The sequence below is a fragment of the Panacibacter microcysteis genome, from assembly GCF_015831355.1.
GTDB classification, from domain to species: domain Bacteria; phylum Bacteroidota; class Bacteroidia; order Chitinophagales; family Chitinophagaceae; genus Panacibacter; species Panacibacter microcysteis.
This window is the reverse complement of the sequence record NZ_JADWYR010000003.1, coordinates 184,966-203,694: the sequence shown is the minus strand read 5'-3', so window position 1 is coordinate 203,694 and position 18,729 is coordinate 184,966. Positions and strand designations below refer to the sequence as shown.

Below are 18,729 nucleotides of genomic sequence, written 5' to 3'. Positions count from 1 at the left end.
ACAACTGTACTGCCTGGCTGCTGATGCAGTAAGGCTGACCAAGGCAGAATCGGTCCGGAGCTGTTGAATATTGGTCTGCAGTACAAGTGTGCGACGCAAGGGACGATGCCATAAGTATTACAGCCGGGCACCAAATAAAAAAGCCGATCATCTCTGATCGGCTGTAAATGTGCCCCGGAACGGAGTTGAACCGTTACTTGCATTGCTGCAAACAGGATTTTAAGTCCTGCGTGTCTACCAATTCCACCACCGGGGCTACCTGAAAAAAAATCCCGCATAAAGCGGGATCTTTTGCTGAGCGGAAGACCGGGCTCGAACCGGCCACCCCGACCTTGGCAAGGTCGTGCTCTACCAAATGAGCTACTTCCGCATTTTTTTATAAGAACTTGTTTTTTGGGAGTGCAAAAATAGGACTCTGATGCAAACCACAAAATTTTATTGCCAATTTTTTATTTATACTTCGGTGTATACAACGTGTTATCAGGCACTTCTACTTCCGGTTTGCCTTTATAGCGGTGCTGGTATAAATTATAACAACCACCCAATAAAAAAGCCAACACCACAAAAACCTGCATGTAGAAAAGAAAGCGTGAAGATGTAACCCAGTTATATCCAAATTCCTTGTCTTTGTGGCTTTCAACTTCGTGCTGTAAATCTTGCTGTGACATATTGTAAAAATTGCTGTGCAAAAATAAGGCTGTGGGTCAAATAATTAAAAGTTCTTTTTAACAATTTCTGAAAAACGTGTTTTCTTTTCAATAAAGTAGCTCCATATAATAGAGCCGCGGTATACTCCACCCAGGCTTTTCATAGGCCTTTTATTTTTTGTCCTGTACTGCCCGCCCGTAATACACCAGCGCATTACCGAAAGATGCGCTTTAAACACTGCCACAAAAGATTCGCTAAAGCCGGATAACAGGCTCTTCCATGCAAATAATGCATCTAAAAAAATACGGAAAGGAAACTTCCACAACTTTTCTGTCCATGGCAGGTTTTTACCAAGCATAATGAGGTTATTGCGAAAGTTGAGGTACACTTTTCTTGTATTACCTTTTGGCAATGTGCCGCCACCAATATGGTACACCACCGATTGCGGCACACAACATATTTTATACCCCATCAGTTGTATGCGCCAGCACAGATCTATCTCTTCCATATGCGCAAAGAATGAACCATCGAAACCACCGGCTTCATGAAATACCGGCGCCCGAACAAACATCGCAGCACCACTTGCCCAAAATACTTCCGTAACATCATCATATTGTCCCCTATCGGCCTCACACACTTCAAACACGCGACCCCTGGAGAAAGGATAACCCAAATGATCGATCCACCCGCCTGATGCCCCGGCATATTCAAACAAGTGCTGCTCATGGTACGATAATATCTTGGGCTGGCAGGCGGCAACAGAACTGTCTGCTTCCATTACATCAATAACAGGTCCTATCCATCCCGGTGTTACTTCCACATCAGAGTTAAGCAACACATAATAATCTGCCTGCACTTGTTGCAATGCCTGGTTATAACCTTCGGCAAAACCAAAATTCTTATCAAGGGTAATCAACACAACTGCAGGAAAACGTTGCGCAAGTAATTCCCTGGAAAAATCCGTAGAGGCATTGTCGGCCACAATCACCGTCATGTTATCGTACACCGATGCAAGTACCGATGGTAGAAATCTTTCCAGGTAATTACTGCCATTGTAATTAAGAATAACGACCGCAACAGTGGGATTAGCCAATTAACTATTTTTTCCAAAAATAAGGCAGCCTTTTAATCCCGCAATTTTTTACCGCATTACAGTTCGTTAATGAATGGTACAGGCAGCAGTAACGCTATGCAGCTTTGGTTGTGTCACTCACTTGTACGTTCGGTTCTTTGTGGGGCTTTGGGCTTCGGTTACAGTTATACGCAGTCTTATATACCGCTTGTTATTATGGCAGCAGGCGTAATAGTTACCATTTATTCTATAATTGAAATATATTGCAACACATTTTTTGTTACTACACATCTTCTATCAAAAACACGCGCTATGTTTGGTGTAACGATTTTAGGAAATAACTCTGCACTGCCTGCATACGACAGGCATCCAACTGCGCAGATCGTTACATTAAACGACCAGCTTTTTTTAATCGATTGCGGCGAAGGCACGCAAATGCAGCTTACACGCTACAGGATCAGGCGCAGCAAGATCAGCCACATTTTTATTTCTCACCTGCATGGAGACCATTACTTCGGACTGCCCGGCCTGCTCACCAGCTTCAGCCTTATGAACCGCGAACAGGATCTGCACCTCCACGCACCTGCACCACTGCAGCAAATACTCGAACTGCAATTTGCCACGGCAGATACAAGGTTTTCTTACAAGTTACATTTTCACGCCCTTGGCGAACCGGGGACAATTATAGAAGATGAAAAATTTACAGTGGAAACGTTTAAAATGTTTCACCGCATAGATTGCTGGGGCTTTGTGATACGTGAGAAAAAGAAACCCAGGAAGATAGATGGTGAGCGTATTGCAGGAGCTGGTATACCTGCTGTATTTTATGAACGTTTAAAAGACGGTGAAGATTACATTACAAAATCCGGTGAACGAATTCTCAATGCATCTGTAACCATTCCCAACACGCCACCCAAAAGCTACGTTTTTTGCGGCGACACCATTTACAACGAGTCTGTCTGCAACCATATACAAAACGCAACATTGCTGTACCACGAGTCTACCTTTTTGAAAGACCAGGCAGAGCGTGCTGCCAGCCGTTTTCATACTACAACTATACAGGCGGCAAATATTGCAAGGCTTGCAAATGCCAATCGTTTGCTCATCGGGCATTTCAGCAGTAAGTACGAGGCATTGGAACCTTTTCTTACAGAAACAGCTGCCATCTTTCCAGACACACAACTGGCCATTGAAGGCGTTACTTATATCATCAGGTAAAATATGGCCGCTGCTTTACCTCAATGTAAGACAGGATTTTTCTTTTATCTTATTGCATCAGTACCCTGTAGAAGGGATCAAATGCCTTTCTCCAGTATTCTTCTTTGTGCTGGCCAAGCGGGAAAATAAGCGTGGTTATTTTAAAAGCTTTTGTGCTTTTTAATAACTCCTCATAATTCTCCAGGTCCGGGATCATATCGTCTCCCTCCTTTTTGCCGGCATAGAAAAAAACAGTATGCGGCTCGTTCCAGGTGGCTTGTTGCAGCGCTGTGTATAGTTGTGGTGCAATCCATAACGAGGGAGAAAAAACACCTGCCTTTCCAAACACTTCGGGGTATTTTATTATGGCATATAATGAGATAAGCCCACCCATACTGCTGCCGGCAATAAAAGTATGCGCCTTATCTTTTTGTGTTCTGAAACGACCGTCAATAAAAGGTTTCAGCGTTTGCACAATAAAATCGAGGTATTCGTTTCCTTCACCTTTTCCATATTTTTTATCATCGTAGGGGTTGTATTCAGTCATACGTTTATCACCGCCATTGTCTATGCCCACAACAATACAATCCTTATTGATTTTTTGTTGCAGTGTATCAAGGCATTCATCCACGCCCCACTCGCCGTTAAAAGCGGTGCGCTCATTAAAAAGATTTTGCCCGTCATGCATATACAATACGGGAAACGATTTACTTTTCTGCAGGTTATAATTTTTGGGCAGGTATATCCATATACGCCTCGTGCGGTTAAGCTGCGGCATATAATATGCAGTATCCAACACCTGCACCTGTGCCGAAGCAGTGTTTGGTTTTGGCTTATCCGGAAAATCATCTTTCCAGCCGGCCACAAAAAATGTAAGCGATGTATCTGCGGTTACAGTAACCGAATGATTTTCGATGTCTTCGCCTTTGGCACTACTTTCTACCTTATCCCATGTGCCACGCGTAAACTTAAAATTAATGGTACCCGGTGCCACATCTTTCAAAACATAAATTCTGCGGGTAGCACCAAACAGTTTCATTTTAGCAGCATCATCATGCGGGTTCCAGTTGTTGAAATCGCCGGCCACGTAAATATCATCCTGCTTTTTGGTGGCAACATCGTTTACAATAATGCGTACCGTAAACTGGGCGCTACTATGCACCGTACAAAAAAGTAAACCGGCTAAAAAGAGAAACTGCTTCATGGTGTGAAAATACAAAGTTTTAACACCGTCAACTACCGGCGCGTAAGGATTAACTTTTTTATGAACCCGGCAGCAGTATATGCATTAAGCTGCTGTTGCGTCGCACACTTGTACTGTATATGGTAATGCGGCTGCGCCGGTTCCATTACCGCAACAATCCTCCCACACCATTATTATTTGATCTGCGGTTTCATTTAATTTTATACAAGGCTTAGCCAACAAAAAGGCAAACGCCCGAAAACAACACACAACATGGCAGGTAACGTACAAATTACAGCATACATTAACCGTTGGGTTTCTTTAAATAATGAAGAGGCCGCAACTTTTGCTGCAGCTTTCAAAGAGGTCAAAATCAAAAAAAGACAGTTTATTGTACAACCAGATTTCATTGTACGAAACAGGAATTTTGTACTCAAAGGTGCTTTCAGGGCTTATGTTGTAGACGACAAAGGCCAGGATAGCACCATCGCCTTTGCCATTGAAGACTGGTGGATTACAGACTATAACAGCTATATTTTACAAAAGCCTGCCACCATGTTTGTTGTAGCACTTGAAGACAGCATTATTCTTGAATTGCCCTATGAAAAAGAACAGGCATTGAAGCAAACCAACCATAAATTTGAAACCTTCTTCAGGATAAGGGCAGAGCGAACAGCTGCCTTTATGCAGCAACGGATCATTTCCAATCTTACACAAAGCGCGGAGGAACGCTACGAAAATTTCATGCAGCAATACCCGCTTATTGTGCAGCGGGTACCGCAATATGCGCTGGCCTCTTACCTTGGTATGACGACAGAATTTTTGTCCAGAATAAGGAACAAACGTACTGCTAAAAAAAGTTGAACTACATCAACCATATTTCCTAAACTACATCATTTTTATCGCTGCGGGTTCGTGCCACTTTTGCTTTGTAAACAAACGATCACATTTAAACAAAGCAATATGACCACTACAGAAAAAAGGACATTTACCGTTCCTTCAAAAGCAGCAGTTTCTGAAAACAACCAGGCAATCTTTAATACACTTCAGAAAAGCCTTGGTTTTGTACCAAACCTTTATGCATATTTTGCAAAAAACGAGACCGCACTGGGCGACTACCTGGCTTTGCAAAACCGCAAAAGTTCATTACGGGCGAAAGAAAGGGAAGTAATCAACCTTGTAACAAGCCAAATAAATGGTTGCCGGTATTGCCAGTCTGCACATACTGTTATTGGCAAAATGACTGGTTTTACAGATGAACAAATTCTTGAGATAAGAAAAGGCTCTGCATCTTTTGACAGCAAGCTGGATGCGCTGGCAAAATTTACCGCTGCGGTGGTAGAAAACCGAGGCAGGGCCAGTGAGGAAAGCAAGGCAATGTTTTTTGAAGCGGGTTATACAGAAGCCCATATGATCGATGTTGTAATTGTAATTGGTGATAAAATCATCAGCAACTACCTGCATAATCTTACAGGCTTTGAAATTGATTTTCCGCTGGCTGATAATATCTGATCGTGTAAAACATGCTACATTATTTACCATGCAGGAAACACATCAAAAGACCCGCATCTGCGGGTCTTTTGATGAAATGTATTGTGCAAACAACAACTATCTTGTAGCGAGGAAAGCTTTTATCTTATTGTAAACACCATCACTCAATGGTACGAGCGGGAGACGCAGGTTGTTTTTCAACAAGCCCATTTCTGTCATAAATGCTTTTACACCGGCAGGATTGTTTTCTTCAAACATGAGGTTGTAAGCATCTACCAGTGTATCGTTGATGGTTTTTGCTTTGGCAAAATCGTTATCGAGGCAAAAACGCACCATGTCTGAAAACGCCCTGGGATAAGCGTTTGCTGCAACACTTATAACACCTTTCATGCCGCAGGCTATTTGTGGCAGCGCAAGTGCATCATCGCCACTTACAACAAGAAAATCTTTTGGTGCATGGCGCAGTATCTGTATACACTGGCCCATATCGCCACTGGCTTCTTTAATACCTGCAATATTGCTTACTTCTTTTGCAAGACGTATGGTGGTTTCTGCTGTAAGGTTGCGGCCTGTTCTGCCCGGTACATTGTATAACAGGATCGGTTTGGGCGATGCTTCTGCCAGCGCTTTGTAGTGCTGGTACAAACCTTCCTGCGATGGTTTACTGTAATAAGGAGAAGCACTGAGTATGGCAGTGGCATTTTCCAGCGGGTAATTCTGCAGGTCTTTCAGCAGGTCTTTTGTATTGTTGCCACCAATGCCTACTACAACGGGCACGCGGCCATTTACTTTTTCAAACGTAAATTTTACAACATCTGTTTTCTCAAACTTATCAAGTGTAGGTGTTTCGCCGGTGGTGCCAAGTGTAACCACGTATTCTGCGCCGCCGCTTATGACGTGCTCAATAATATTGGCCAGTGCAGCAAAATCTATAAAACCCTGCGCTGAGAATGGCGTAACCAATGCTACGCCTGTACCTTGTAACTGACTGAGAAAAGATGACATTTTTAAATTTGATATTGTGAGCCGTCAAGTTAATGAAAAGATCATTTAAGCATGCAGTAAATTTATACCTGCGGGCTGGTTGACAACAACTGCGCTGCTGCACCCGGAACTGTTGCCTGCGGTGATGCAGTACAAGTGTGCGACGCAACAGGTGCTACATTGAAATACCGATGCCGGGTTCATAACCTTACTCCGCCGCATCTGTAACGGGCAACTCATCCCAAAAGCCCATTTTGCCAAACTTCTCTATGCGGTAATCCATACGGCTTTCTGCGGGCATATCTTTTACTTCGCTAAGTGCTTTGCTGATGTAACCCTTTAGTATTTGTGCAGCTTCTGCATAATCCCAATGTGCGCCGCCAACCGGTTCGGGCACGATATCGTCTACCAGGCCAAAACTGTGCATGTCTTTTGCGGTAAGGCGCAACTGCTCTGCCGCTATTTCTTTTTTGTCCCAGCTACGCCAGAGAATGGAGCTGCAGCTCTCCGGGGAAATAACGGTGTACCAGGTATTTTCCATCATCAGCACCTTATCTCCCACACCAATGCCCAATGCACCACCGCTGGCACCTTCGCCAATGATGACACATATAATAGGCACTTTGAGGCGCACCATTTCGTAAATGTTACGGGCAATAGCCTCGCCCTGGCCACGCTCTTCGGCCTCGAGACCGGGATAAGCGCCGGGTGTATCTATTAAAGTGATGACAGGTTTGTTGAACTTTTCGGCAAGCTTCATTAACCGGAGTGCTTTGCGGTAACCTTCGGGATTGGCCATACCGAAATTGCGAAGCTGCCTTGTTTTGGTGTTGATCCCTTTTTGCTGGCCGATGATCATGACGGTTTGCCCATCGAGCTCTGCAAAGCCGCCCACCATTGCTTTATCGTCTTTTACATTGCGGTCGCCATGTAACTCAACGAAATTGGTGGTCATTTTCTCTATATACTTGAGTGTGTATGGGCGGTCCGGGTGGCGGCTGAGCTGTACGCGCTGCCATGGTGTAAGGCGCTCGGTAATTTCTTTGCGTTTATCTACTATAGAATCTTCCAGTTGCTGAATGATTCCTTTATAATCTATTTTGGAATTTTTTTCAGCAAGTTTTTTGTTTTCCTCAATATGTTCATACAGCTCCTTGATGGGCTGTTCAAAATCCAGGAATTGTCTATTGGGGTATTGCGGCATAATGCGAATATATAGATTGATAGGCGGTAAAATTACAGTGAGAAATTTTTTGCGGAAAAGTTTTGTTTGAAAAATATGTTTCCCCTTATCTTTGCCGTCCCGAAAACAAAGGGAACTACAAGGATCGGTAGTTCAGTTGGTTAGAATGCCGCCCTGTCACGGCGGAGGTCGCGGGTTCGAGTCCCGTCCGGTCCGCAGAACATAAGATGTTGAAATCCTTACTGGGCGCTACTTTCAGCGCCCAGTTTGCATTTTAGGGAATTGCTTCCCCCCTCGAAAAAGTGCTCAAATCTGCTTTTTCTGCATGATTTGCCTCAAACATGCAACACCCTTGCGACAACCAAAAAGCATTGTAACCGTTTGCACTACCGGCTACTTTTTGCGAAGCTAGACAAATACAAAAGCCGGTAGCAAATGAAATTACTTTGTCAAACTTTTTCAGTTTTAATAACGGCTTTTTCCAATGCTCCGGTGGTGCTTTATAACAAACGTAGTCCACGCCTTCAATCATGCCGGCATTGTGTTCCAGGATTGCGACGAATATTGCGTGGAATGTTCTACAGTAATTTGGCCAGTTCTCGTGAATCTTCCGGGATGGTAAATTCTTTCTGGTCTAGGTCGGGCAGCGATCCATGTTCAAGATAATGTGAACGCTTTGCCCAAATCGCTTCGCACTGATCTTCAAGATCGAGGATTTCGAAAGCGATCGGTTCACGCAAAGCAACTGTTTCTGAATTATTGGATCCACCATACTCGTCAATCCGTGCACGCAAATAGTTCATGCGAGTGTATAATGGCGACCATTCTTCGCGCAATGCTTTTCGTACTGTATCATTTGAAGCAGGCATTTCAGAGGCTGTAGAATCAACTATAATTGCCTCTTTTACGGGTCTCCGTAATAAATTCTCCAGTGATTCCCATAGCAATCGTCTAGTGCCGGCGTTCTCACCCTTTAACAGCTGTTGTTTGATATCATCATCATCCCCAAGCTGCTTATACAGCCCACGGCCAACGATAAAATTTTGGCCTCCAGTTAACCAGCCGCGGATATTGTCTTTTAGCATAACACAAAAATCCGCCTAATCAGGCGGCACTCAAAGGACAGTAAGAATGAAAACGTCCACGGCTTGCTGCTGTGGTGGAATTCATTGAATGTCCTGCCCGGCACAATAGCCGAATTGTAAAACTAAAGTTGAAGTTGTGAACTAATGCTCAAAATTGTACCTCATTCCCGAACTGTAGCTGATACCGAACTGCAGTCGATTGTTACTACGACTGCCAGCATAGCAGCAAACCGCATGTTAGCTGCTGCCGCTTACTTCCTGTCGACAACTTTCCTCATACACTCTGCCCAAAAGTCAATAAATTATTGTCAGGGTCAAGCAAAGCAAATTCCCTTTGTCCCCACGGCTTGGTCTCTAAAGGCCCGTTAGGATGTATGCTTACATCATTGTCCAACAATGATTGATATAGGTTGTCAATGTTGTCTGTTCTGATATAAACTCCTGAATAATTTTCTTTAGCCTCAATTTCTTTGAATTCAAAAAAGTGAATTTCTATATTGTCTTTTTCGACCATCAAATAACCGTCGTATTCAGAACTACCTACGTTTTGAAATCCTAATTTGTTGATGTAAAAGTCTTTTGTAGCAGCTTTGTTGCTCATTGGCAACTTTGGATTGATGGCTGTCAGCATATCATTATTATTTTAAGCAAATGTAATTCGTCAAAAGTTGTCATGAGTATTGTTGCAAGCATTCTTTGTTTATGAACGGAAAGGTTGCAGCCAACGGCCAAGGCTTACCGAAGTAGGGGGATTTTCCAACTGTCCGCCCGGAACCGAAGTTGAATTTATGACTAAAATTTGAAGTTGCGCACAACAGCCAGGAGAAGATTATCCAGCCCGGAACAGGAGATGATTAGCGAACTGAAGCTGAAGATTTGCTGGTCAAGCCCCAATTTTGCTAAACCATTGTTGTGTGAAGTTTTTCGTATCGGTCAATCAATTTTTAAAGGTGGTCCAACTACTTGCATATCATTGTCTGCAAAAATCTTTGATATTTCTTCCTTACTTGGCTCATGGTCTAAAGCAGCCATTGTAACAAAGAAATTCTCCAATTTGCCTGCAGGTTGCATTATTACCGTCATTTTTCCTTTTTCAGATACTTGAGTCCAAGCATGAGCAACTTGTCGTGGTAAAAATATACTGTCACCAGTTGTCAAATCAAATTTGTCGTCACCTACTTGAAACTTATATGAGCCTTCTATCACATAAAATATTTCGTCCTGTGCATTGTGAATATGTAAAGGTGTTCCCTTGCCCTGCGACAAAGAAGTCTGCTCAAAAATTGCCAAGTCGCCATCCGTGTCACTTCCTGAAATTTTCACATCAAGGATATTGGAGTTTACACCTTTCAATTTAATGTGTCCGTGAATTCGCCCTTCTCCTGCTGGTATTTTAAATCCTCTTTTTTGTCTTAGCAATTTGGTTGGCAATTGTGAGATTGCAAAAATTGGAGCTGACATTACAGTCAGAATAGATGCAATAAATTTATTTCTTTTCATAGCTGTAATTATTTAAAAGGTGGTACTAAAATTTCACACAACGGGCAGGGCTTTATGCAGGTTGGGTATTAGTATTCCGTCCGCCGATAACCGCTGCTGATTGAAAATATAAAGTTGAATTTAAGAACTAAAGTTGAAAGGTGTTTGTCCTGCCCGAACCAAAGCCTGGATTTGCAATTGGTTGATGTTTGCTGGTAACGCCCAAATTGCATAAAACCCAATGTTGTACGCCGCTTATCTTCAGTTAACGGTCAAGTCCACCTTAATTCCATTGTATGGCAAAGAATTGTCAAAAAGCTGTTTGATAATTGATAAGTATAAATCAATTTTTGTCGAAAATATCATTGATTTGTTTTCGTGATACTCTGATAAAATTCCAATTAGAAACGGTTGATAATCTAATTCTGATTTTCCCGCTAATATCCAAAGTCCACTTCCACTCATACCGTGTGGTTGAGCTGCTGTCATTCGTTGTTCGGTGCTTGTTTCTTTGAAAGATTTTTTTGGGAAGTCAACTACATGATGATAAGCTTTAGGAAATCCTATGTTTGAATAGTCTTTCGTTATGGGAATTGTCCGAACTATAAGCGGATTAAATTTTAAAGATTTTGTTTTGCTGTCAAACTTAGTTTTAGTTGCAGGATAGGCAGCAATCATTGTCACATTATTGCGTAGTAATGTTACAGAAGTTTCAATTTGGTCAAGTTCCAAAAACGTATATCCAAAAAACTTGTCCTTTACTTGTTCAGTTAGTTCCATAATCCCTACGTCAAAAGTGTCATTGTTTATGTTGTTGCCAAAGCTTGGTTCTGAATACATTAATCCTCCCTCTAACAGCACATATTCATTGTCCCTTGTGAGCATGTAAACATTTGGAAATTTGCTTTTATTAAAAACATGAGAGTTTGACAAGCAATAATATTTTGAGTTACAAGTTACAAGAACTGCACAGCCATGTGGCTTTTTGCTACGTTTGTCAATTATAAAAAGCTGGCAAGTTGAACTAAGAATTTTTGTTGCTGAAATTAATGCAGTAAGTCTTTTTCTTTTAGTCGGATATGTCTGCATAATGTGTCACTAAGTGGCGTACAACGGGCAGGTATTGCTGCAGGTGGGATATTTTATAACGTCCAGCCCGGAACTGCTGCCCAATTGAAAATATGAAGTTGAAGTTAACAACAAAAAGCCAAATAGATATTCGTCTGCCCGAACTAAAGTACAGCGATGCAAACAGCCGAAGTTTCAACGTCCAGCCCCACTTGCAGCAATACCAATGTTAGCTGTAGTGCTTTCAAATTTGGTATTTAGACTTTAATTTCTTCCACGAATTTGGAAGTCTTGCCGTTGTATTTTCTCTTATACTTGTCAAATTTAAACTCCTGCATATCTGCATTGTTCCCCATTAAATCCTTACCCTGCCATTCAACTGTTGATACCATATGCAATTCTTTCAATGCCCTTGTCATTCCAACAAACAATAGCCTCCTTTGAGCTTCTATAGTGTCTAAGCCTCTTGACTCGTTTGGCAAAATACCCGAAACCAAACCATTTATTAATACATAGTCGGCTTGAAGCCCTTTAGATTTATGAATTGACATAAAATTTATCTGACCTTTTTCAAACTCTTTCTTAACCTTGACTTTACTAGTCAGGTAAGATATACTTTCTGCGATTTCATCCTCGTCTATATATTCTTTCAAGGAGTCAAACTCTTCTTGAGTGTCAAAAAATTCTGCTATTGAAGGTTGTGATGTTATAAAAGTCGCTAACTGTTCAGGTAAATACCCCAAGTCAAGTAAATCTTTGATTAGCTGATCTTCTGTAAATCCAGCTTGAAACTTTGTCTTTAAGAGAGTAATCAATTTAGCTTTGGCAAAATGTCCATAATGTTTTAGTAAAAATAATATGTAGGGTAATTTGTTTTTACCATAGATAGCATTCATCCACCAAATCTTAGCCAACAACTCTTTATCCCAATCTTCGTTCCAGCAATCATTTATTGCAATTTGTTCTTCTGTAAGTTTTGCCTTTAAAGTTTCTACAACAACACCCAAAGGACTCAAAACAAGTATGCTTGCGTCTGGCTCTTTAGCTTTAATTGTTTTGATTATCTCAAGATTATAATCGTCACATTGAGATTGCGTAAGAAGTTGTTTAAAGTAAATATTTCCTTCTTTGTTAGATTTATTCCACGCTTTATCAACTCTCTTTTTATTTCTTTTTAAAAGCTTTACGCAATAGTCAACTACTTCGTCTGGACAGCGGTAGCAAATATTTTCGTGGTCAATTTTTGTAACCGTCTCGTTATTATAAAGTGAAATAATGCCATCGGGGTCAGCATCTTTAAATCCATAAATTGATTGGTCATCATCGCCTAAAATTATTGTTTCAGCTGACAGTTTGGATGCAAGCATTACAAGTTCCTGTTCATTTGGGTTGAAGTCTTGAAATTCATCAACGAGAAGCAAGTCTAACTTTCCAATTTTTTCTTCTGCATATGCTGGATTTGCTTTAATAAACCCTACACAGCTAGCAATCATTCCGTCAAATGTGATACACTTTACAAACTCACATAAAGTTGAAAAATCAATTTCTATTTTATTAGAGAGAGCCGACAAGATTTTAAATTCAACCTTGTTGTCAATAATGTGAAGTTCAGGAAGGTGATTAAGCTTTAAAGCAAAACTGTGCAAAGTCGAACAAGAGACTTTAGGATTTTCATTGAAGCTGTTAGTTAAATCATTCACAGTTGCATTTGTAAATGAGATTACATTAATTTTTTCGGCTTCTGGAAAATCCTCGGAAATTATTTTTTTTACTTTGGTTGTCTTACCTGTACCAGGTCCTGCAAGAAGTATTTTCATATTTTGAGTGTTCTAAGTATGGTGGTGTCGCATTACAGCTAACTCGTATATTTATGAAGCTAAATGATAAAAGTAATTGATTATAAGAAACCTATATTCTGCATCGAAATTTACGGAATTCGCTGTGAATTTATACCAATGGAATTATTTTCTGAAAAACATTTACTTCCCATACCCAAGAAAGTGAAGGGTTCGACGCTTGGTTGGTATGTAAAACAGAAAATGGGTAAGCTACAACCAACTGCGAGATTCGATCAAAGCTTTCTCAAGACAAACTAAAGCTTCCTGAACAACCATAACATCTCATGCCCTTGGGAAACATACTCAAATCCGGCATCCAGCAATGCCACATATAATTCATTGAGGTCAACGTCAGCGCCTGTATGATCTTCCAGTAAACGTTTTATTTCGCGGGTAGTAAACTGATCGTCGCTTTCAGCGATGGTCTTAACAGGAGTGTATTTAGAAAGGAAATTTGCGAGTGCAGGCTGCCACATAAAAAAGAGGTTGAGGCGCCCACAACGTTTTTTGCGTTGAACCCCGAACCCCAAAGAGCCGGAATTACCTCAACCCCATCCGGTCATGACCAGACAAGGTAGAGCTTTGAGACTAACCTATAAATGTGGGCACTGCAAATGTAGCAGATGCCACGCAATCAGAAAGTACAAGAGTGCGACGCAACAGCAGCTTCATTAAAATACAAAAGCTGGCTACCAAAATTATATTACTCCATACCCTTCACCAGGTAACAATTCAAATGAACTCTCATAATGCCCTGCCGGCTGTGCATAGCCACCAGTGCTGGTGAAGTCATACTCCACCAGGTGATAAATAGAAAGGTTAATATTCATCTGCTGGCCGGTTAGTTTAAATGTTTCGAAGACATGCTCCGAGTACAGTGAACCATCTTTCTTAACCGTCTGCTTGCAACGAAAAGCAAAATTTTTCAGTGTAACCGGTATCGTGCCTGCAGGATCCGCAAAGGCCTGCACATAAGCGTAAGCGGTGGTAGCATTGCTGTAGGTGTTGGTGTTTTCTTCCCACTTGTAGGTTAGTTCCTGAACATCCACTTTATTGATTACAGGCACCACAGGATTCTCAGCTCTAAATAGCAAAGCACACATTAAATTGTTCATTTCTTCATCATTAGCAAACGAAGCTGCAGCGCAGTATTAGAAAACCACGACATGAAGCAAGTCTGCAATCATTTTGAAAGGAATGCAACAACAAGAAATTAAGAAGATAACAACAGAACATTCTCTTACAACGGTGGAAACCCATCTGTTTCAAAACTCCAGATCTGTGTGGGTAAATCGTTATCGTATACAACAATAGAGGTGATCTTACCAGGCTCGAGGTTGCGTACTTTTCTTTTGGCACGTGCAACAGCATTTTGCAGGAAAAAACGCTTGGCGATGATCCTGCTATCCTGCCACGACACTACCCACCGATGTTTTACTTTCCTGATTACAATGCTACGGAGCATAATTGATTAAAAGGCCCAAAGATAACAGCCGCAGGCTATTCATAAGACCATGTGTATAAGTTATACATACGCATAAGCGTTACTACTTGCCGTATGTGTTGTACAACAGGCTAAAAATGTTCAATGTATTAGCAAATAAAACGGGAAAACTTTAAGCATTTCAGGAATGGCCGGCCAGCAGTGTATACGCGCCATAAATAAGCAGACCCACCACGATCACTATTGCAAGAATAATGGTAACCCGTACAAAAATATTATCGTAATTGCTGTAAGAAAAGAGCTTCATAGATTAGACATTTGGTGATGACCAGTGGCAAAGGTAGGCACTCCTGCAGATCTTGCCTGTTTAGTTTGTTATTACGGCCACAATGCTCTGCAGGTAAAATAAATTTGCAGGTATATATCATTGCAAACGCCGGGGTTTCAGTACGCTACACCTGCTAACTCCTATACCCTTTTATTATATATATCCCGTTACGCTTAAACCAGCTATATAAAGCTTACCTTTCCGCTATTGAGAGAAATTCCTGCCCCCGAAATTTGCTCCCTCGCACATCTTATTATTAAAGCATTTTATTATGACTATATCATTACAACATAACGATGTCAATTTCGTGGCATATGTGGCTTACAACTTTCTACAGGTATCAGATATTATTTTATTACGATTCAATAATACGCTGCAGGAATATGGCAATGAAACCATACTAACCTATAACCATGACAAAAGGGCCTGGACAGAATCAGGAGGCATGGAAACACAGGAACCGGCACTTTTCAGGCAGGTGGCTTATAAGCTTCGCAATGTATTTGCAGAACGCAGTAAAATGGCACACAGAAAAAATGCCTGACAATCTTCCGGCGGCTTCGCAGGTATATAACAATAACGGGTGTATCACCACCTGACAGATTACAAAGCAAGCCTGCTCTTATAAAAAATTCATACCTATGTTTAATACGATCTTTCGTTTTCGTTTTTTTAAAATTGATTTACGGCCCGGTACAATAATAAAAAAAGTACTCTACCAGGTCAGAAGCCACTGGGCACGCTGGTAGCCATGCACAGTATCCTGTGTATTTACTCCGTAAAAGGCACGGGCATAAAACCACGACTATACTTTTTTATCCGTCTTCCGGCTTATTGCCATATCTTTACAACGTTCCGTTCAATCAGCAGCACGCCCTGTCTTACATTGTCTCAACAAGTGTTGCAACCCGTTTACAAAGTTCAGTTCCGTTATCAATCGTCTCAGTTTTTGTTCTCGTTATCAGTTAGTGTAAAGTTTTGGTAAGCCTTTATTCGTTAACATTTTAAGATTAACATTATGAAGCTTTCAGAGTTTATTCTATTAAGTGAAGCGGAAAAAAAATGGTCTGTTATGCACAAGGCCGTTCCATTGGCCCGGCGAACATATCCGCATGTTGTAGTATTCCTGTTCCAGTTAGAAGATTATTATGTAGAGGCCTTTTGCAATGTGGCAGACAACCGTATTGATGAATACCGCGTATTGCCAGATACCAATGCCATCAGGCATTACCTGGATGCTATACCCATCGATGAATTGCTCAATTAATGTGCCTGCAAAACATGGTAATTATAATGCTTTCGCAACCTTTCGGAAAGCATTATAATTATTTTATCATGCTTATGTAAAATAAAAGCCTATCTTCACGCCGTTAATATGAGCCTCGCATTAGTATTCATTAATTACATGCTTTTTACATCTGCATTATAGTTAGTTCGTTACTTCTTGCTTTCCTCAGAAATTATTTAATCAATCAATTGTTAGAAATGAACATTTATGTTTCAAATTTAAGCTTCAACGTTCAGGATGAAGACTTAAAGGATTTTTTTGCTCCTTACGGAGAAGTTACTTCAGCTAAAGTTATCACAGACAGGGAAACAGGCAGATCAAGAGGATTTGGTTTTGTTGAAATGGCTGATGAAGCTGCATCCAAAAAAGCCATTGCAGAGCTTGATGGTGCAACAGTAGAAAACAGAACGATCGGTGTATCTGAGGCAAAGCCAAAAGAAAGCCGTCCTTCACGCGATAGAAATTTCAATAACGGCAACAGTTATAATAAGAACAGATACTAATCGCATTTTTATTAAACAAGCCTCCTCACAGGGGCTTGTTTTTTATTTATACCAGCCCCGGCCAACCCCTTATTTCATGCAGGCTTCTCTTCTTTCTCCTGCAACATTCAATTCACGGCATAATCATTCCCTGCTATCACCAAATGTTCGCACCACAGCGCTTATAGTTTAATGGCTGATAATACAGGTACCGGCAGCGGTTTTTCATGGCATCGCCTGTTGCGTCGCAATCCTTTCATCTGTATAACTTTTGGGAACTGCAGTTTGCGGGTACGGTCTTGCCGTTGAAGAATGCAGCCAAACTATTACTATGCCTTGTAACAGGCATAGCACCGAAACCTGCAGCCGCCCAATGATATACAGTACAAGTGAGTGACACAAGGGACGATGCCATAACAAACTACCGCCGGCTCTATAATATTTTTTTTATAAACCATCACCTTCAGAACATGGTAAAACCACCTTCAACATGATGTATAAACCATTACCTGCTTTATTAATGAGTGCGCTGCTGCTTTCGTGCAGCACCGGCAATAACGATACAAAGGAAATACCTCCTGCTGCGCACCATGCCGTCTCCGCTACACAACCTGCCATAGCGCCTGCATGCGCCGGCATACCGGAAAGCTTTGCCTCTTATGAGCAGGCCAAAAACCTAATTGTAAAAACAACATTCGTTTATAGCGACAAAGTGAATACAGGAAAGAGCAGTTGGATAAGAGGTGCCAGCTTTTATAGTTGTGATAGCGTGACAGGATTTTTTGTGCTGGAAACGGATAAGCAATCATACATTCACCAGCACATGCCTGCTACCGTGTGGAGCGATTTTAAAAACGCTGCCTCGTTTGGGCAGTTTTATAACCAGCATATAAAAAAGCAATACCAGCTTCAGCTGACAAAGACTTTACGATGACACCGTTTAGCAACTGGTATCCTGCACATATGACCGGTGCTTCTGCAATTTGAATTGAGATGGTGTGAGACCGGTTACTTTCTTAAATTGGTTTGAAAGATGCGCAACGCTGCTGTAGTGCAGGTTCCAGGCAATTTCTGTAAGGTTCATTTCATTGCATTGCAACAATTCTTTTACCCGCGCTATTTTATGGTGAATAATAAAATGTTCTATGGTTACACCTTCTGCGGAAGAAAACAGGTTGGACATATAGGTATAATCATACTGCAGCTTTTGTACCAGGTGGTCTGAAAAGTTTGTTTGCAGTGGCCCGCCGGAACAATACACAGCGCTGATGATGACCTGTTTTATTTTTTCTACCAATACCAGCTTTTTATCATGCATGAGCTCTAACCCCCAGGGTAGCAGCGCACTGTTTATTTGTTTGTACTGCAAGCCGGTGATAACAGTCGTTTTCAAAAAGTTCGCTTCGCCCAATGCGATGGATGTTGGGTGAAAACCCAGTGTTGCTAACTCCTGCCGCACCACCATAATACACCTGGTACAAACCATGTTTTTTATAAAGAGCTTCATAATTTTTGTGTGGAACAAGTGTATATATAACAGGATAAGTTACCTGCCATATAACCTGCTTTTTTTACAGCGGCAAGAAACATAAAATCGTTTCGAGTAAGCCGCAGCAATGCTGCAAGGTAAGCTTATTAAACGGCAACACCGCTGGTGTAATAAAGGCATTAAAGCTTACCACCACGGCAGCCTGTGAATGATACAAGAAGGCTTTACAATTGTATAACAAACCCTTGTATTCTTAGAGTAGTTTTACAAAGACAAACAATGCATAACAGTTGACCTTGCAAGAGGTTATTTCCCTTCCTGAAAACTAGCCAAAGTATATCACTGCTGGTTTTACGGCTATCATTTTCAACCGGGCCGTGGTTAACCTATACTAATAACAGCAATAAGACCGGTGGTGTTTATACTATGGTGCAGATGGCTTAGCACACGTATTGCCGGGTGGCCATTTC

22 protein-coding genes and 3 tRNA genes are annotated in these 18,729 nt (G+C 41.4%); 8 read left to right on the top strand and 17 right to left on the bottom strand.

Annotation, left to right across the window (positions count from 1 at the left end):
• Nucleotides 1-170 precede the first annotated feature (170 nt).
• The 4 genes from I5907_RS20255 to I5907_RS20240 form a co-directional block, all read right to left on the bottom strand.
• Nucleotides 171-256, bottom strand: a tRNA-Leu gene (locus I5907_RS20255).
• A 41-nt stretch (nt 257-297) separates the two neighbouring features.
• A tRNA-Gly gene (locus I5907_RS20250) sits at nt 298-370 on the bottom strand.
• A gap of 79 nt (nt 371-449) precedes the next feature.
• A complete protein-coding gene (locus I5907_RS20245) occupies nt 450-668 on the bottom strand; it encodes a hypothetical protein (protein ID WP_196992673.1) in 219 nt (72 codons plus the stop codon).
• 44 nt (nt 669-712) lie between these two features.
• On the bottom strand, nt 713-1,741 hold the full coding sequence (locus I5907_RS20240) for a glycosyltransferase family 2 protein (RefSeq protein WP_196992672.1): 1,029 nt from the start codon (nt 1,739-1,741) through the stop codon (nt 713-715).
• A 291-nt stretch (nt 1,742-2,032) separates the two neighbouring features.
• On the opposite strand from I5907_RS20240, the gene I5907_RS20235 reads away from it, so the two are divergent.
• Nucleotides 2,033-2,938 carry a ribonuclease Z gene (locus tag I5907_RS20235; protein WP_196992671.1) on the top strand — a complete coding sequence of 302 codons (906 nt, stop codon included), beginning with the start codon at nt 2,033-2,035 and terminating at the stop codon, nt 2,936-2,938.
• 49 nt (nt 2,939-2,987) lie between these two features.
• Here I5907_RS20235 and I5907_RS20230 read toward each other — a convergent pair whose 3' ends face one another.
• Entirely contained in the window at nt 2,988-4,121 is a 1,134-nt protein-coding gene (locus I5907_RS20230; protein ID WP_196992670.1) for an alpha/beta hydrolase-fold protein, read from the bottom strand.
• Nucleotides 4,122-4,373: 252 nt separating this feature from the next.
• Here I5907_RS20230 and I5907_RS20225 point away from each other — a divergent pair, with 252 nt between their 5' ends.
• Both I5907_RS20225 and I5907_RS20220 read left to right on the top strand, forming a co-directional pair.
• Nucleotides 4,374-4,964, top strand: a complete 591-nt coding sequence (locus I5907_RS20225) for a Crp/Fnr family transcriptional regulator (RefSeq protein ID WP_196992669.1) — start codon at nt 4,374-4,376, stop codon at nt 4,962-4,964.
• A 99-nt stretch (nt 4,965-5,063) separates the two neighbouring features.
• Nucleotides 5,064-5,612 (top strand): carboxymuconolactone decarboxylase family protein, encoded by a 549-nt coding sequence (locus I5907_RS20220; protein WP_196992668.1) that lies wholly within the window; start codon nt 5,064-5,066, stop codon nt 5,610-5,612.
• Nucleotides 5,613-5,708: 96 nt separating this feature from the next.
• Here I5907_RS20220 and dapA read toward each other — a convergent pair whose 3' ends face one another.
• A complete protein-coding gene (gene dapA, locus I5907_RS20215; RefSeq protein WP_196992667.1) occupies nt 5,709-6,596 on the bottom strand; it encodes a 4-hydroxy-tetrahydrodipicolinate synthase in 888 nt (295 codons plus the stop codon).
• A 187-nt stretch (nt 6,597-6,783) separates the two neighbouring features.
• Nucleotides 6,784-7,779 carry an acetyl-CoA carboxylase carboxyltransferase subunit alpha gene (locus I5907_RS20210; RefSeq protein WP_196992666.1) on the bottom strand — a complete coding sequence of 332 codons (996 nt, stop codon included), beginning with the start codon at nt 7,777-7,779 and terminating at the stop codon, nt 6,784-6,786.
• A gap of 121 nt (nt 7,780-7,900) precedes the next feature.
• Between I5907_RS20210 and I5907_RS20205 the strand changes: the two genes are divergently transcribed.
• Nucleotides 7,901-7,974 (top strand) — tRNA-Asp (locus I5907_RS20205).
• Nucleotides 7,975-8,336: 362 nt separating this feature from the next.
• On the opposite strand, the gene I5907_RS20200 is transcribed toward I5907_RS20205, so the two are convergent.
• From I5907_RS20200 to I5907_RS21855, 9 genes are all read right to left on the bottom strand, one after another.
• Nucleotides 8,337-8,843: a hypothetical protein gene (locus I5907_RS20200; RefSeq protein ID WP_196992665.1), complete on the bottom strand. Its 507-nt coding sequence runs from the start codon at nt 8,841-8,843 to the stop codon at nt 8,337-8,339.
• A gap of 274 nt (nt 8,844-9,117) precedes the next feature.
• Nucleotides 9,118-9,474 carry a bleomycin resistance protein gene (locus I5907_RS20195; RefSeq protein ID WP_196992664.1) on the bottom strand — a complete coding sequence of 119 codons (357 nt, stop codon included), beginning with the start codon at nt 9,472-9,474 and terminating at the stop codon, nt 9,118-9,120.
• A gap of 302 nt (nt 9,475-9,776) precedes the next feature.
• Entirely contained in the window at nt 9,777-10,343 is a 567-nt protein-coding gene (locus tag I5907_RS20190) for a cupin domain-containing protein (protein ID WP_196992663.1), read from the bottom strand.
• A 240-nt stretch (nt 10,344-10,583) separates the two neighbouring features.
• The gene (locus tag I5907_RS20185; protein ID WP_196992662.1) at nt 10,584-11,411 is read right to left on the bottom strand and encodes a hypothetical protein; all 828 of its coding nucleotides are present in this window, start codon (nt 11,409-11,411) and stop codon (nt 10,584-10,586) included.
• 236 nt (nt 11,412-11,647) lie between these two features.
• Nucleotides 11,648-13,207, bottom strand: a complete 1,560-nt coding sequence (locus I5907_RS20180) for a UvrD-helicase domain-containing protein (RefSeq protein ID WP_196992661.1) — start codon at nt 13,205-13,207, stop codon at nt 11,648-11,650.
• A gap of 275 nt (nt 13,208-13,482) precedes the next feature.
• A complete protein-coding gene (locus I5907_RS20175; protein WP_196992660.1) occupies nt 13,483-13,704 on the bottom strand; it encodes a hypothetical protein in 222 nt (73 codons plus the stop codon).
• A gap of 222 nt (nt 13,705-13,926) precedes the next feature.
• On the bottom strand, nt 13,927-14,322 hold the full coding sequence (locus tag I5907_RS20170; protein ID WP_231402205.1) for a TBP-associated factor 9 domain-containing protein: 396 nt from the start codon (nt 14,320-14,322) through the stop codon (nt 13,927-13,929).
• 146 nt (nt 14,323-14,468) lie between these two features.
• A complete protein-coding gene (locus I5907_RS20165; protein ID WP_196992658.1) occupies nt 14,469-14,693 on the bottom strand; it encodes a hypothetical protein in 225 nt (74 codons plus the stop codon).
• Nucleotides 14,694-14,853: 160 nt separating this feature from the next.
• Entirely contained in the window at nt 14,854-14,979 is a 126-nt protein-coding gene (locus tag I5907_RS21855) for a hypothetical protein (RefSeq protein ID WP_283016303.1), read from the bottom strand.
• Nucleotides 14,980-15,271: 292 nt separating this feature from the next.
• Between I5907_RS21855 and I5907_RS20160 the strand changes: the two genes are divergently transcribed.
• The 4 genes from I5907_RS20160 (at nt 15,272) to I5907_RS20145 (ending at nt 17,704) form a co-directional block, all read left to right on the top strand.
• Nucleotides 15,272-15,544: a hypothetical protein gene (locus I5907_RS20160; protein ID WP_196992657.1), complete on the top strand. Its 273-nt coding sequence runs from the start codon at nt 15,272-15,274 to the stop codon at nt 15,542-15,544.
• 474 nt (nt 15,545-16,018) lie between these two features.
• Nucleotides 16,019-16,267: a hypothetical protein gene (locus I5907_RS20155; RefSeq protein ID WP_196992656.1), complete on the top strand. Its 249-nt coding sequence runs from the start codon at nt 16,019-16,021 to the stop codon at nt 16,265-16,267.
• Between the two features lie 218 nt (nt 16,268-16,485).
• Nucleotides 16,486-16,791, top strand: a complete 306-nt coding sequence (locus tag I5907_RS20150) for an RNA-binding regulator (protein WP_196992655.1) — start codon at nt 16,486-16,488, stop codon at nt 16,789-16,791.
• Nucleotides 16,792-17,260: 469 nt separating this feature from the next.
• Nucleotides 17,261-17,704 carry a KTSC domain-containing protein gene (locus I5907_RS20145; RefSeq protein ID WP_196992654.1) on the top strand — a complete coding sequence of 148 codons (444 nt, stop codon included), beginning with the start codon at nt 17,261-17,263 and terminating at the stop codon, nt 17,702-17,704.
• Nucleotides 17,705-17,710: 6 nt separating this feature from the next.
• Here the strand turns inward: I5907_RS20145 and I5907_RS20140 are convergent, their stop codons facing one another.
• A complete protein-coding gene (locus tag I5907_RS20140; protein ID WP_196992653.1) occupies nt 17,711-18,277 on the bottom strand; it encodes a helix-turn-helix domain-containing protein in 567 nt (188 codons plus the stop codon).
• Between the last annotated feature and the right edge of the window lie 452 nt (nt 18,278-18,729).

What these genes read in the sequence shown, in the direction of transcription:
- I5907_RS20200 (WP_196992665.1), bottom strand. Translation starts at nt 8,843, where the DNA reads ATGCTAAAAGACAATATCCGCGGCTGGTTAACTGGAGGCCAAAATTTT.
- I5907_RS20245 (WP_196992673.1), bottom strand. Translation starts at nt 668, where the DNA reads ATGTCACAGCAAGATTTACAGCACGAAGTTGAAAGCCACAAAGACAAG.
- I5907_RS20220 (WP_196992668.1), top strand. Translation starts at nt 5,064, where the DNA reads ATGACCACTACAGAAAAAAGGACATTTACCGTTCCTTCAAAAGCAGCA.
- I5907_RS20150 (WP_196992655.1), top strand. Translation starts at nt 16,486, where the DNA reads ATGAACATTTATGTTTCAAATTTAAGCTTCAACGTTCAGGATGAAGAC.
- I5907_RS21855 (WP_283016303.1), bottom strand. Translation starts at nt 14,979, where the DNA reads ATGAAGCTCTTTTCTTACAGCAATTACGATAATATTTTTGTACGGGTT.
- I5907_RS20210 (WP_196992666.1), bottom strand. Translation starts at nt 7,779, where the DNA reads ATGCCGCAATACCCCAATAGACAATTCCTGGATTTTGAACAGCCCATC.
- I5907_RS20235 (WP_196992671.1), top strand. Translation starts at nt 2,033, where the DNA reads ATGTTTGGTGTAACGATTTTAGGAAATAACTCTGCACTGCCTGCATAC.
- I5907_RS20190 (WP_196992663.1), bottom strand. Translation starts at nt 10,343, where the DNA reads ATGAAAAGAAATAAATTTATTGCATCTATTCTGACTGTAATGTCAGCT.
- I5907_RS20160 (WP_196992657.1), top strand. Translation starts at nt 15,272, where the DNA reads ATGACTATATCATTACAACATAACGATGTCAATTTCGTGGCATATGTG.
- I5907_RS20230 (WP_196992670.1), bottom strand. Translation starts at nt 4,121, where the DNA reads ATGAAGCAGTTTCTCTTTTTAGCCGGTTTACTTTTTTGTACGGTGCAT.
- I5907_RS20195 (WP_196992664.1), bottom strand. Translation starts at nt 9,474, where the DNA reads ATGCTGACAGCCATCAATCCAAAGTTGCCAATGAGCAACAAAGCTGCT.
- I5907_RS20225 (WP_196992669.1), top strand. Translation starts at nt 4,374, where the DNA reads ATGGCAGGTAACGTACAAATTACAGCATACATTAACCGTTGGGTTTCT.
- dapA (WP_196992667.1), bottom strand. Translation starts at nt 6,596, where the DNA reads ATGTCATCTTTTCTCAGTCAGTTACAAGGTACAGGCGTAGCATTGGTT.
- I5907_RS20185 (WP_196992662.1), bottom strand. Translation starts at nt 11,411, where the DNA reads ATGCAGACATATCCGACTAAAAGAAAAAGACTTACTGCATTAATTTCA.
- I5907_RS20155 (WP_196992656.1), top strand. Translation starts at nt 16,019, where the DNA reads ATGAAGCTTTCAGAGTTTATTCTATTAAGTGAAGCGGAAAAAAAATGG.
- I5907_RS20140 (WP_196992653.1), bottom strand. Translation starts at nt 18,277, where the DNA reads ATGAAGCTCTTTATAAAAAACATGGTTTGTACCAGGTGTATTATGGTG.
- I5907_RS20145 (WP_196992654.1), top strand. Translation starts at nt 17,261, where the DNA reads ATGATGTATAAACCATTACCTGCTTTATTAATGAGTGCGCTGCTGCTT.
- I5907_RS20175 (WP_196992660.1), bottom strand. Translation starts at nt 13,704, where the DNA reads ATGTGGCAGCCTGCACTCGCAAATTTCCTTTCTAAATACACTCCTGTT.
- I5907_RS20180 (WP_196992661.1), bottom strand. Translation starts at nt 13,207, where the DNA reads ATGAAAATACTTCTTGCAGGACCTGGTACAGGTAAGACAACCAAAGTA.
- I5907_RS20165 (WP_196992658.1), bottom strand. Translation starts at nt 14,693, where the DNA reads ATGCTCCGTAGCATTGTAATCAGGAAAGTAAAACATCGGTGGGTAGTG.